The organism is Flintibacter sp., from assembly GCF_046973065.1.
Genome location: NZ_JBKVXZ010000049.1, coordinates 1 through 13,074, shown reverse-complemented (window position 1 = coordinate 13,074; position 13,074 = coordinate 1). Strand labels below are relative to the sequence as shown.

The 13,074-nt window shown below is 59.1% G+C and carries 12 protein-coding genes; 9 read left to right on the top strand and 3 right to left on the bottom strand.

Features of this window, described 5'->3' with window-relative positions; all coding sequences use genetic code 11:
* The first annotated feature begins 296 nt into the window (after positions 1-296).
* From ACLTXB_RS14545 to spoIIP, 6 genes are all read left to right on the top strand, one after another.
* Positions 297-668, top strand: a complete 372-nt coding sequence (locus tag ACLTXB_RS14545; protein ID WP_008982274.1) for a GntR family transcriptional regulator — start codon at positions 297-299, stop codon at positions 666-668.
* Entirely contained in the window at positions 665-1,567 is a 903-nt protein-coding gene (locus ACLTXB_RS14540) for an ABC transporter ATP-binding protein (protein WP_428227490.1), read from the top strand. Before ACLTXB_RS14545 ends, ACLTXB_RS14540 begins: the two co-directional genes overlap by 4 nt.
* Entirely contained in the window at positions 1,521-3,467 is a 1,947-nt protein-coding gene (locus tag ACLTXB_RS14535; RefSeq protein WP_428227489.1) for a hypothetical protein, read from the top strand. The genes ACLTXB_RS14540 and ACLTXB_RS14535 overlap by 47 nt, the downstream gene beginning before the upstream one ends.
* The gene (locus tag ACLTXB_RS14530; protein WP_428227488.1) at positions 3,431-3,748 is read left to right on the top strand and encodes a hypothetical protein; all 318 of its coding nucleotides are present in this window, start codon (positions 3,431-3,433) and stop codon (positions 3,746-3,748) included. Before ACLTXB_RS14535 ends, ACLTXB_RS14530 begins: the two co-directional genes overlap by 37 nt.
* A 7-nt stretch (positions 3,749-3,755) precedes the next feature.
* Positions 3,756-5,015, top strand: a complete 1,260-nt coding sequence (locus ACLTXB_RS14525) for an acetyl-CoA C-acetyltransferase (RefSeq protein WP_020989957.1) — start codon at positions 3,756-3,758, stop codon at positions 5,013-5,015.
* A gap of 299 nt (positions 5,016-5,314) precedes the next feature.
* Positions 5,315-6,514: a stage II sporulation protein P gene (gene spoIIP / locus ACLTXB_RS14520; protein ID WP_020989956.1), complete on the top strand. Its 1,200-nt coding sequence runs from the start codon at positions 5,315-5,317 to the stop codon at positions 6,512-6,514.
* Positions 6,515-6,826: 312 nt separating this feature from the next.
* On the opposite strand, the gene ACLTXB_RS14515 is transcribed toward spoIIP, so the two are convergent.
* A complete protein-coding gene (locus ACLTXB_RS14515) occupies positions 6,827-7,000 on the bottom strand; it encodes a hypothetical protein (RefSeq protein ID WP_235398139.1) in 174 nt (57 codons plus the stop codon).
* Between the two features lie 91 nt (positions 7,001-7,091).
* Between ACLTXB_RS14515 and ACLTXB_RS14510 the strand changes: the two genes are divergently transcribed.
* Entirely contained in the window at positions 7,092-7,307 is a 216-nt protein-coding gene (locus tag ACLTXB_RS14510) for a helix-turn-helix domain-containing protein (RefSeq protein WP_235398141.1), read from the top strand.
* A gap of 110 nt (positions 7,308-7,417) precedes the next feature.
* Here the strand turns inward: ACLTXB_RS14510 and ACLTXB_RS14505 are convergent, their stop codons facing one another.
* Positions 7,418-8,194, bottom strand: coding sequence for a TSUP family transporter (locus ACLTXB_RS14505; RefSeq protein WP_428227487.1), 777 nt, complete (start codon positions 8,192-8,194; stop codon positions 7,418-7,420).
* A gap of 331 nt (positions 8,195-8,525) precedes the next feature.
* On the opposite strand from ACLTXB_RS14505, the gene ACLTXB_RS14500 reads away from it, so the two are divergent.
* Positions 8,526-10,013: a DUF1846 domain-containing protein gene (locus ACLTXB_RS14500; protein WP_008982267.1), complete on the top strand. Its 1,488-nt coding sequence runs from the start codon at positions 8,526-8,528 to the stop codon at positions 10,011-10,013.
* A gap of 42 nt (positions 10,014-10,055) precedes the next feature.
* Here ACLTXB_RS14500 and ACLTXB_RS14495 read toward each other — a convergent pair whose 3' ends face one another.
* Positions 10,056-11,168 carry a sensor histidine kinase gene (locus ACLTXB_RS14495; protein ID WP_428227486.1) on the bottom strand — a complete coding sequence of 371 codons (1,113 nt, stop codon included), beginning with the start codon at positions 11,166-11,168 and terminating at the stop codon, positions 10,056-10,058.
* 436 nt (positions 11,169-11,604) lie between these two features.
* Between ACLTXB_RS14495 and gap the strand changes: the two genes are divergently transcribed.
* Positions 11,605-12,615: a type I glyceraldehyde-3-phosphate dehydrogenase gene (gap, locus tag ACLTXB_RS14490; RefSeq protein ID WP_428227485.1), complete on the top strand. Its 1,011-nt coding sequence runs from the start codon at positions 11,605-11,607 to the stop codon at positions 12,613-12,615.
* Positions 12,616-13,074 lie beyond the last annotated feature (459 nt).

Below are 13,074 nucleotides of genomic sequence, written 5' to 3'. Positions count from 1 at the left end.
AGCCGCCGGACGCAAGTGCCTATCTTCCAGGATGGCGTCCCCCCATAATGGGGGGTCTGGGGGCAATGACTGTGAGCACCGCCGCAGGCAAGGTGCTCACCGGAAGCAGCCCCCAGTCACTCTTTGGTTCCTTTCTGGTGATCCAGAAAGGAACCCGCCCCGCAGGGCGGAACCCTGCTTGAACATAAGAAAATCTTAAACCCTTCTTAATTGACTTTCCCCGGCCCCACATATACACTTAGTGTACTAATACAGACCATACAGTTTGCCCACGGGCAGACGGAAAGGAGGGCGTAATGTTAAGCTTAGATTATCGGGACGCCCGCCCCATCTATGAACAGGTGCGGGACGGCCTGCGCCGCCTTGTGGTGACGGGGGCTCTGGTCCAGGGGGAGAAGCTCCCCTCCGTGCGCGCGATGGCCAGCACCCTGGCCATCAACCCCAACACCATTCAGCGGGCCTATGAGGCTCTGGAGGCGGAGGGATACCTGTACTCGGTGCCGGGGAAGGGGTCCTTTGTGGCGGAGCATACCGGTGTAGACCGGGGACGGCAGGAGCGGCTGCTGCACACCTTTGACCAGACGGCAGCGGAGCTGCTGTACCTGGGGCTGACAAGGGACGCACTGTGCACCCGTATTGCAAATCTGAAAGGGGGAGCGGCCCAATGATCCAGATCAACGACGTGGTCAAAAGCTTTGACGGCTTCCGGGCACTGGACGGCCTGACCATGAAGGTGGAGGAGGGCTCCATCTACGGCCTGGTGGGGCCCAACGGAGCGGGCAAATCCACCATTTTGCGCCATATTATGGGCATCTACCGGCCGGATTCCGGCTCTATCCTGGTCCACGGCCAGAATGTGTATGAAAACCCGGCCATTAAGGCGGAGATGGCGGCCATCCCGGATGAGCTCTACTACTTCAACTCTGCCTCTACCCGGGACATGATGAAGTTTTACCGGGGTCTCTACCCCCAGTTTGACGACAAACGCTACGACGCCCTGCGGGAGGCCTTCCCCGAGGTGGACGAGAACCAGCCCATCCGCCGCCTGTCCAAGGGCATGCAGAAGCAGTCCGCCTTCTGGCTGGCTCTGTGCTGCCAGCCCAAGGTGCTGGTGCTGGATGAGCCGGTGGACGGCCTGGACCCGGTGATGCGGCGGCAGGTGTGGTCTTTGCTCATGGGCGACGTGGCCCAGCGGGGCACCACCGTGCTGGTTTCCTCCCACAACCTGCGGGAGCTGGAGGACGTGTGCGACCATGTAGGCATCCTGTCCCACGGCAAAGTGCTGCTGGAGCGCTCTCTCACCGAACTCCAGGACAACATCATCAAGCTGCAGCTGGCCTTCCAGGAGCCCGGCCTGCCTCCGATGCCTGAGGGGCTGAACGTGCTGCACACCAGCCAGATTGGCCGGGTGTATACCCTCATCGTCCGGGGCGACCCCGCCCAGATCAAGGAGCGCATGGCGGCCCTGAATCCCATTTTGATGGAAATGCTGCCTTTAAATCTGGAGGAGATCTTTATTTATGAGTTGGGGGGTGAGGACTATGCGGTCCGGGACATCGTTCTTTAATTCCACCCTCTACCGCAAGACCATGCTGCGGTTCTGGCCTCTGTGGGTGGCCTACGGCCTGATGTGGCTGTTTCTGCTCCCCTTTAACCTGCTGAACAACTACTTCTCTATGAGAGGTGCCTCCGTGTCCTCGGTGGAGCTGACTAACCGCCTGGTAGAGTATGCCCGAGACATCCCCAATACCCTGCAATTTGGGGTGTTTGTGGCCTGCGGCTACGGGGTGCTGTGCGCCATGGCGGTGTTCGGTTACCTCTACAACAACCGCTCCGCCTGCATGATGCATGCCCTGCCTCTGCGCCGAGAGACCCTGTTCGGCACCCAGTATCTGGCGGGACTGTCCTTTGCCCTGCTGCCCAACCTGGTGGTGGCGGGCATCACCCTGGCCGTGGAGCTGCCCCTGGTGGCTCAGAAATGCTGGGGAACCTCCCTGGCCAGCCTGGGCATCTGGCTGCTGGTACAGAGCGGAGTATGCCTGTTCTTCTTCTCCTTTGCATCGTTTTGCGCCATGTTTACCGGACATATCCTGGCACTGCCTGCCTTCTACGGGATTTTAAACATGCTGGCCTATGTCCTCAATATGCTGATCAACGGAGTTTTGAGCGATTTCTTCTTCGGGCTCTCCATGCACAGCGGCCGGGGAAGCGCTTTGGCCCAGATTCTTACCCCAATCTGGCCCCTTACCGAGGCTGTGGAGTGGGATCCGGTACAGGAGACGGTGAATGGAATGACCGCCACCACGGGGGAGTGGTACCTGCTGAGCCCCGGTACCGTAGCCGCCTACGCCGCCGCCGGTGTGGTGCTGGCGGTGCTGGCCCTGCTGGTGTACCGGAAGCGGCAGGTGGAGTCGGCGGGGGACGTGGTCTCCGTGCGCCTGGTGCGGCCCGTCTTTCTGTATGGTGTGGCCTTCTGCTCCGGACTGTGCTTCGGCGTCTACACCATTGCCTTCTTCGGATGGAGAAACCGGCTCTCCCTGGCGGTATGCGTGGTGGTATGGGCTGTGGTGGGCTACTTTGTAGCCCGGATGCTGCTGTGCAAGTCCTTCCGGGTGCTGAAATACTGGAAGGGTGCGGCAGCCAGCTTTGTGGTCATGGCGGTGCTGTGTGTGGCCTGTCTTACCGATGTAATGGGCATTACTGCCTGGGGGCCCCAGGCGGATGAAGTGGCCTCCGTGGATGTAGATTGCCGCATCAACTATCCCTACGACAGCGGAGACTCCACCCGCTACCAGGTCACCGACCCCGGACAGATCGAAAAGATTGTCGCTCTGCATCAGGCCGTTCTGGACCACCGGGACACGGTGGACACCAGCAGCTCCCACTATCAGGGTGGGGAGGAGTACACCTGCCTGGATGTGACCTACACCCTGACCGACGGCCGTACTGTGCGCCGCTGTTACTACGACATCCCCATCCACATGGAGGACCTGAACGCAGAGGGTACCGTGACCTGGGCTCTGAATCAGATTGCTCAGGACCGGGACGCGGTGGAGGATATGTACGACTTTGACCGCTTTGAGAAGTATCGTCTGGTGGAGGCCTATCTGGACCGGGCCGGTACCCAGAGCGGACAGACGGAGACGGATACCAACGAGCCCTTCTACCTGGAGGGAGCCTCCAACGCCCAGCTGCAGGAGCTTTGGAAGGCCGTGCGCGCCGACTTTGACGCGGGCACCATCGGGGTGCGTTACCTCTTTGACGACCAGCAGCGCCAGGAAAATACCTACGTTACCGACCTGGTCTTTGTCTTTGAGGTGCCCTCGAGAAACAGTGTCTCCGAGGCTGGGAGCAGTTACAGCACCGATCTGCGCATTACCCTTACCCCCAACGCGGAAAATACGCTAGCTTGGCTGACGCAGTACGCCGGATGGAACACGACTGTATTCCCCATTCTCCACGAGTAAAAGCAAAAAATACCGGCCTTCTCCCGCTGTGGGAGAAGGCCGGTGATTTTTTTGAGAAAGAGAAAAAACAGGCAAAAAATTATTTTGTCAAAAATTTAACGAATTACCGGAGGAAAAGTTCTCAACTTTGCTTAAAATGGCGTGAATTTGTCACTCTCAGACAGAAAGGAGGCCAGAAAGCACAAAAAATTGTATTGATTTTTCCAGATTCCTTCGATATAATGCAGTCAAGAGCGGAACGAAGGGCGCCTTATGACGCCACAACACATTTTTGGAGGTAACAGAGCGATGAAAGAAGTCTATGTTGTCAACTGCTGCCGCACCGCCATCGGTTCCTTTGGCGGAAGCCTGAAGGATGTGCCCGCCGCTGAGATGGGCGCTGTGGTCATGAAGGAAGCCCTCAACCGCGCCGGCGTGAAGCCCGAGCAGGTAGACGAGGTTATGTTCGGCTGCATCCTCACCGCTGGTCTGGGCCAGAACCCTGCCCGCCAGGCCGCTGTGAAGGCCGGTATCCCCTTCCAGGTTCCCGCTTACACCGTGGGTATGGTGTGCGGCTCCGGTATGAAGAGCGTCATCGAGGGCGCCCGCAGCATCCTGGCCGGCGATGCTGATGTGGTCCTGGCCGGCGGCACCGAGAACATGTCCGCTGCTCCCTTTGCTCTGCCTGACGAGCGCTGGGGTGCCCGCATGGGCGACAAGAAGGTCGTGGACACCATGATCAAGGACGGCCTGTGGGACGCTTATAACAACTATCACATGGGCACCACCGCCGAGAACATCTGCGACGTGTGGGGCATCACCCGCGAGGAGCTGGACGAGTTCGCCGCTTCCTCTCAGAACAAGGCTGAGGCTGCTCAGAAGGCCGGCCGCTTCGACGACGAGATCGTGCCCATCATGATCAAGAAGAAGAAGGAAATGGTGGAGTTCAAGGTGGACGAGTTCCCCCGCGCCGGTGTGACCGCCGAGGGTATCTCCAAGCTGCGCGGCGCCTTCCCCGTGGGTCCCGAGGGCGTGGAGGACGAGATCGTCCACACCTTTGAGGTCACCCAGGTCCATGAGGCCGACACCAAGAAGCACGTCCAGCGTGTTACCGCTGCCAACGCCTCCGGCATCAACGACGGCGCTGCCGCCATCGTGCTGGCTTCCGGCGAGGCCGTGGAGAAGTATGGTCTGAAGCCCATGGCCAAGCTGGTCTCCTGGGGCCAGGGCGGCGTGGATCCCAAGATCATGGGCGTGGGTCCTGTGCCCGCTTCCCGTCAGGCTATGGAGAAGGCCGGCCTGAAGATCGAGGATATGGACCTGATCGAGGCCAACGAGGCCTTTGCCGCTCAGTCCATCGCTGTGGCTCGTGAGCTGCACTTTGATATGAGCAAGGTTAACGTCAACGGCGGCGCCATCGCTCTGGGTCACCCCGTCGGCGCTTCCGGCGCCCGTATCATCGTCACCCTGCTGCACGAGATGCAGAAGCGCGACGACGCCAAGAAGGGTCTGGCTACTCTGTGCATCGGCGGCGGCCAGGGCGTTGCTACCATCTTCGAGAAGTGCTAACTTACTTTTTTCGGAGAAAAAAGTAAGCAAAAAAGCTCCGCTTTCTTGAAAGAAAGCTTGGCAAAGAACTTTCTGCAAAGCTTAGCTTTGCCTCTTTGCCTGTAATATAGTTTTCCTGTGGGAGTGACGGATTCCGTCGCTCCCACTTCCTTTTTTCGTGAAAAAAGGAAGCAAAAAAGCTTTATACGAAGCTTCGCTTCGCCTCTAGGGTTCGCCCCGCAGGGCAGAATGCTTTGTAAACATAATTCCCCCACCCCGCACATACAGTAGAAGTGACACGCAGGATAAGGGGTGGTACCATGGCAAACCGAGGAAGAAAAAACCACTGGCAGCGGGCAATGCGCCGCGGCGTGGGGCTTGGTCTGGCGGCGGTGGCAGTGTGGGGGGTGACGATGACCGCCGACCTGTCGGGGGTAACAGAGGTGCTGCGCACCTGGGCGGACCGCCCGGCGGTAGCGGTTGCTCTGCTGGAGAGCCAGCTGGGCTCTCTGCCCGAAGAGACCGTGCAGGGGAGTCTCACAGGCTGGAACCGACTGCTGGTGGGGCAGTCCGCCCTGCTCTCGGCGGGACAGGACGAGGTGGAAGGCCAAATTCAGGGCCAGCAGCAGGAGCAGCAGGGCTCGTCGGATTCGTCGGAGCCCTCCACAGAACCGGAAGAGGCTCCAGACGACGATGACCAGGTGGATACGCCCCTTCAGCCGCCGGTGTCTCAGGACGGAATCCTGGAGATGACCGGTGTAGGAAAGGAGGGAGGGCAGTACCTCAGCCAAAATGGGGTGTACCTCTATAACCGCACAGGCAAGAGCCTGGATGAATCGGTATTTTCTGCGGGAATGGTCCATTTTACACTGGGAGAAGGCCCTCAGATTCTGATTTTACATACCCACGGCAGCGAGGCTTACTCCCAGAGCGACGGGCTCACCTACCAGGAGAGCGATTCCTATCGCACCACCGACTGTACCCGCAACATGGTGCGGGTGGGGGAGGAGATGGCCCAAATTTTTCGGGAAAACGGGTTTGAGGTCATCCACGACACCAATTTGTATGACTATCCCGCCTATAACGGGGCCTATGACCGCTCGGGCGCGGCGGTGAAGGACTGGCTGGCCAAGTACCCCTCCATAAAAATCATTCTGGATGTCCACCGGGATGCCTTGGTGGGAAACGACGGCTCCATCTATAAGCTGGTCAGCCAGGAAAACGGGGAAAAAGTGGCTCAGGTCATGCTGGTGGTGGGCACCGACGGCGGCGGAGCTTCCCACCCTTACTGGATCGACAACCTGGCTCTGGCAATTCGATATCAACAGGAGCTGATTTCCGACTATGTGACCCTGGCCCGGCCCATTGTGCTGCGCAACAGCCGGTATAACCAGAACCTGTCCACCGGCTCTTTGCTGGTAGAGGTAGGGGGACACGGAAATACACTCACCGAGGCCTTGGCCGGGGCACGGCTGTTTGCTCAGAGCGTGTCCCAAGTACTGCTGGGGCTGAAGGGGTGAGGTGGCCAGAAACGATGTTACTTTCTGCTCGCACAGAAAGTAACCAAAGATGCGTTGGGGGACGGCTCCGATGAGCGCCTGCGCGGAGCGGGCGCTCATAGTCACCTTTCCCCCAAGCCCCCTGATTACGGGGGACGCCCTCCTGATTCCTTGGCGGTGACTGTCCGGCGGGAAAAATTTGAGTGGCTGGTCCTTCTTGCCTCGGGCCTTAGGCCCTACCCGGGGGAAATTTAAAGTGTCTGCGCTGTACGGACACCGCCTACACTGAAATAGCTGTGGCGGCTGGGCAGGAAGCGCGGACGGAGGAAAAAGTTAAAGTAGTCCTGGGGGATAGGAGACCCCGGCATCCAGACAGCGAAGGTGACAAATCAGCACCTGACGGATGTACCCTGCGGTGCTGCGGTTGGACTGCTGGGCCAAAATACAGATTTTTTGATAAACATCCAGGGGAAGCACCAGAGAAACGCTCTTTTTTTCAGACTGCATATCGCTCACCTCGACACCATATTAAGGGAATATCCCTTAAAAGTCAATGTGTGGGAAGGTATCACCCCATAATAGCGGTGAGGTGATACACATGCTGGAGCATTTACGGGCATTGCGGGAGGACCGGGATCTCTCTCAGCGGGAGATGGCGGAGGTACTACGGGTGCATCAGACCACCTATTCGGACTATGAACTGGGGCGACTAAACATTCCTATTCCAGCCTTGCGGGAATTGGCGCTGTTTTTTGATACCAGTGTGGATTACATCATCGGATTGACCGAGGAGTCCCGGCCATATCCCAGGTGAAAAATATAAAAACCGTGGGAGCGACGAAGCATGTCATTCCCACGGTTTCTTTTCGTAACGGGCGCAGAGGCAAAGCGAAGCTTTGCAGGAAGCTTTTTTGCCTACTTTTTTCACGAAAAAAGTAGGTCGTAAATGAGGCGGATGGTGAGCAGGGCCAGCACCACAAAGAACATGGGCCGGATGACCTTCGCTCCATTTTTCAGCGCCAGACCGGAACCCACATAGCCTCCCGCGATGCCGCAGATGGCAGCGGGGATGCCTACGGACCAGACCACCTGTCCGGCCAGGGCAAAGGTGACCAGCGAGGCCACATTGGAAGCGGAATTAGCCACTTTCGTGTTGCCCGAGGCGGTGAGCAGGTCAAATTTGCACAGCCCGGTAAAGGCCAGCATCAGGAAGGTGCCTGCGCCGGGGCCGAAGAAGCCGTCGTAACAGCCCATGACCAGCCCGATTCCCAGAGACAGGATCAGCAGCCGCCGGGGGGAGAGCTCATGGGAGTGGTCCTCGGTGCCAAACTCCCGCTTGAACAGCAGGAAAACAGCCATCACCGGCACGATGATCAGCATCAGATAATAGAGGTAACGCTCCGGCATGATCATGTTGAGCTTGACTCCGGCCCAGGCGCCGATGAGAGCGCCTACGCCGCCGCACACCGCGCTGGAGAGATGGACCTCACCCCGCTTGAGGAAGCGGTAGGTGGCCAGCAGGGTACCCCACACGTTGCCGCACTTATTGGTGGCAGAGGCGGCATGGGGGGGCAGGCCGGCCAGCAGATAGGCGGGCAGGGTGATCAGTCCGCCGCCGCCGGCCACCGCATCCACCAGTCCGCCCAAAAAGACCAGGGGGCAGACGATCAGCAGGGTATGCAGCAATTGTTCAGAAAGCATAAGGGCACCTCCAAGGGCAAATTTCCCGGAAAAAGCCCCCGGGACGCCCCGGGGGTAACGTAAAGCTTTCGTAAAAAAGGGGATAGTTTTTACATTTTATCATAAAATAACCGGGAATACTACCCGCTTTTTTCACAAAAACTTACCCCTCGGTCTGGTCAACTCTTTCGGGCAAACCACTTGACGCGGCCATGCCGAAAAGCATAAAATAAAGGCTGAATATTTTTGAAATCATTTGCAATCAACCCTCGGTGGAACAAGCAGACTTAAGATCTGTCCGCGCCGAAAGGCCACCTTGCCCGCCGGGGGTAAACTATGACGAGGTGACGGTATGACCAGACAGGGCTTTGACAACCAAAAATATCTTACCATGCAGTCCCAGCACATCCAGGAGCGCATTGCCCAGTTCGGGGGCAAGCTGTACCTGGAGTTTGGCGGCAAGCTGTTTGACGACTTTCACGCCAGCCGGGTGCTGCCTGGCTTTGAGCCGGACAGCAAGATCCGCATGCTGGCCCAGATGAAGGATAAGGCGGAGATCATTCTGGTCATTAACGCCGCCGACATTGAAAAGAACAAGGTCCGGGGCGACCTGGGCATCACCTACGACAGCGACGTGCTGCGTCTCATTGATGCCTTCCGGGGCATGGATCTGTACGTGGGCAGCGTGGTTGTGACCCAGTACGCCGGCCAGCAGGCCGCCGACCTGTTCCAGAAGCGGCTGGAGAGCCTGGGGGTGCGGGTGTACCGCCACTATCCTATCGCCGGCTATCCCCACAACATTGCCCAGATCGTCTCCGACGATGGCTTTGGCAAGAACGACTATGTGGAGACCACCCGCCCCCTGGTGGTGATCACCGCTCCCGGCCCCGGCAGCGGCAAGATGGCCACCTGTTTGAGCCAGCTCTACCACGAGCACAAGCGGGGTGTCACTGCCGGCTATGCCAAGTTTGAGACCTTCCCCATCTGGAACCTGCCCCTCAAGCACCCGGTGAACCTGGCCTACGAGGCGGCCACCGCCGACCTGGACGACGTGAACATGATCGACCCCTTCCATCTCCAGGCCTACGGGGAGACCACCGTCAACTACAACCGGGACGTGGAGGTATTCCCCGTCCTGTCGGCCATGTTTGAGAAGATCACCGGCACCTGCCCCTACAAGTCTCCCACCGACATGGGCGTAAATATGGCGGGCAACTGCATCTATGATGACGAGGCCTGCCAGGATGCGGCCCGGCAGGAGATCGTGCGCCGCTACTACGACGCCCTGTGTGAGCGCCGCCAGGGCAAGGACGTGGACCACGCGGTGTACAAGCTGGAGCTGCTGATGCAGCAGGCGGGAGTGACCACCGCGGAGCGCAGTGTGGTGGCTCAGGCCAATCAGCTGGCCGAGGAAACCGGCGAGCCTGCCATGGCTATCGAGCTGCCTGACGGCCAGATGGTCACCGGCAAGACCTCCGAGCTGATGGGCTGCTCCGCCGCCGCCCTGCTCAACGCGCTGAAGGCTCTCTCCGGCGTGGGCGGCCACGGGGTACACCTGATCGCCCAGAGCGCCATCGAGCCCATCCAGACCGTCAAGGTGAAGTTCCTGGGCTCCAACAATCCCCGGCTCCACTCCGACGAGGTGCTCATCGCCCTGGCCTCTTCCGCCAACGCCGACCCCAAGGCCGCCCAGGCCCTGCGGTCGCTGGCTCAGCTGAAGGGCTGCCAGGCCCACTGCTCCGTTATGCTCTCTCCCCCCGACGAGATGACCTATAAGAAGCTGGGTCTCCAGCTCACCTGCGAGCCCCAGTATCAGAGCAACAAGCTCTACCACCGATAAAATCAAAAAACCGCGCCTTTCCATTGGGAAAGGCGCGTTTTTTTAATCGTAATCTTCCGTGCGGAACATGGACTGGGGAAGCACGTCGGACAGCTCCACCAACACAGGGGAGAGCCCGCCGGTGTCCTCGATGCGGGGGGACTGGACCTGCAGCCGAGTGTCCAGCGGTCCGGTGGGCAGAGAGACCACCGACAGCAGTGAGCCGCTCTCCCGGCGCTCCAACAGCATGGTGCCCTTGTGGAGGGCCACGATGTGCCGGGCGATAGCCAGCCCCATGCCTGCCCCCTCCTGGGGATCGGGAATGCGGTCGTCGGGCAGGGGAGAGGGGAAGAGGGTGTCCAGATCCTCCTGGGCAAAATCCTGGCCGCTGTCGGTGACCGAGAGGATGGCCCGGTCCCGGCGCTGGGCCAGGGTGAGGAAGACCGAGCCCTGGGGAGCGGCCTTGGCCGCGTTGGACAGCAGGGTGAGGAAGACCGAGCCCTGGGGAGCGGCCTTGGCCGCGTTGGACAGCAGGGTGAGAATCAGCTTGGACAGCAGATCCGGGTCGCCGGGAATCAGCAGGGAACTGCTGTTGCAGCGGAAGGTGAGGGTCACCCCGGCGCCCTCCAGCAGGGAGGCGGCCTCATCGCTGAGACGGCCGCACAGCCCCACCAGGTCCATGGTGATGGGCTGGAAGAAGGCCTGGGACGAGCCCAGGGAACGCAGATAGTCCAGGTTGGACAGCAGCCGGTGCATCCGGCAGAAGGTTTTCTGGAAGGCGGCATCCTGGCCTGATGGATCGCCTCCTGCCCGGGAGAGATCGTCGGAGAGCAGCTGGACCGGCAGGAGCATCTCCTGCATAAAGGTGCGCATCTGACGCACAAAGCCGTCCAGCTGGCGGTCGGTCAGGGCGGACTGGGAGGAGGGGTGGACCAGCAGCAGCTGGCAGCAGTCCTGGGGGGTGCGGCTGAAGACATACTCCACCCCCTGGTGGAGAAAGACACCCGCGGTCTGGTCTCCCAGGGCGGGAGCCAAAAAGGCGGGGGGCTGGTCTCCCACGGCCAGCTCAGGGAACTGGGCTCCGGCGGCCCGGTTAAACGCATGGATGCGGCCCTGGCAGAGCTGGATAGCCCCCTCAGGCAGCCGCTCCAGGGCAGTGGAATTGGACTGGGACATAATAACCTCCTGGCCGTAGAATCAAACTGCGGCAGAACAGAAACCGGCGCTGGGCCGGGCTTTCTCTCTTAAAGGATATACGGAAATCAACCACTTCTTGATTGTAAAAATCAGTATATCAAAAAGTGGATGAGACAACAAGGGAAAGAAGAGGAAAATTGGCGCAAAATGGGAAAAATCGGAGGCCAAAACGGCGGCGGCGTGGCGCTCTGGAGCGGCCTTAAGGAGCACAGGCCGGGACTAAAGCCTTCTTAGGCCAAGAAAAAAGGGATAAGCCAGCGCTTATCCCTGCTCTATTGCTAATTTTACCGGAAAAATTCTCTAAAATATATGAAAAAAGACACTACCAAAACGGGTTAAATCGGGATATAATAACCCTGACCACAGGAATAACCCCATGGGGGGTCAATTTAGGATAGAAAAGGAGAAATTCAACATGAGCATTAAAGTTGGCATCAATGGCTTTGGCCGTATCGGCCGTATGGTGTTCCGCGCCAGCCTGAATCACCCCGAGATCGAGATCGTAGGCATCAACGATCTGTGCCCCGCCGACTACCTGGCTTACATGCTGAAGTATGATACCATGCATGGCCGCTGCGAGGCTGAGATCGGCTACACCGAGAACGCCATCGTGGTGAACGGCAAGGAGATCCCTGTCTCTGCTGAGCGCAACCCCGCTGATCTGCCCTGGGGCAAGCTGGGTGCTGAGTACGTTGTGGAGTCCACCGGCCTGTTCCTGACCAAGGAGAAGGCTCAGGGCCACCTGGACGCTGGCGCCAAGAAGGTCGTCATGTCCGCCCCCTCCAAGGATGACACCCCCATGTTCGTCACCGGCGTCAACCTGGACAAGTACACCACCGACATGAACTTCGTGTCCAACGCTTCCTGCACCACCAACTGCCTGGCTCCTATCGCCAAGGTTCTGAACGACAAGTGGGGCATCAAGGACGGCCTGATGACCACCGTTCACTCTGTTACCGCTACCCAGAAGACCGTTGACGGTCCTTCCCTGAAGGATTGGCGCGGTGGCCGCGCTGCTTGCGGCAACATCATCCCCTCCTCCACCGGCGCCGCCAAGGCCGTGGGCAAGGTTATCCCCGAGCTGAACGGCAAGCTGACCGGTATGTCCATGCGTGTTCCCACCTTGGACGTGTCCGTTGTTGACCTGACCGTCAACCTGGAGAAGCCCGCCAAGTACGAGGAGATCTGCGCCGCCATGAAGGAGGCCTCCGAGGGCGAGCTGAAGGGCGTTCTGGGCTACACCGACGAGGACGTGGTTTCCTCCGACTTCCTGGGCGACACCCGCACCTCCATCTTCGACGCCAAGGCTGGTATCGCTCTGACCGACACCTTCGTGAAGGTCGTTTCCTGGTACGACAACGAGATCGGCTACTCCAACAAGGTTCTGGAGCTGATCAAGCACATGTACTCTGTTGACCACAAGTAATTTGTGATCTAACAAACTGCATTATAAGCGCCGTCCATTTGGACGGCGCTTATTTTTTGTTTTAGAGAGTTCCGCCCTGCGGGGCGGGTTCCTTTTTGTTTGCCCAAAAAGGAACCAAAAATGCCCCGGGGGTTGATTCCGGTGAGCGCCTTCGCGGAGCGGACGCTCACAGTCATCTGCCCCCCAGCCCCCCATTACGAGGGACACCCTCCTGCAAGATTTCTGTGACCTCCCGGCGGAATTAAGACAAGTTCCGCAGTCCTTCTTGCCTCGGCCCACTGGGGCCTACAAATTGGAAATTTAAAAGATGTGCGGTTGAAATGACACCGCCTACTCTGGCATAGCCGTGGCAGCTGGGCAATGGGATGGATGCGTCAGTGCTTTGCGCTAAATTCCCTATTCCCTTGTCAACGCCTCATGAAATGCCATCACAGCTGAGAATGAAAATATAGTCTGTGC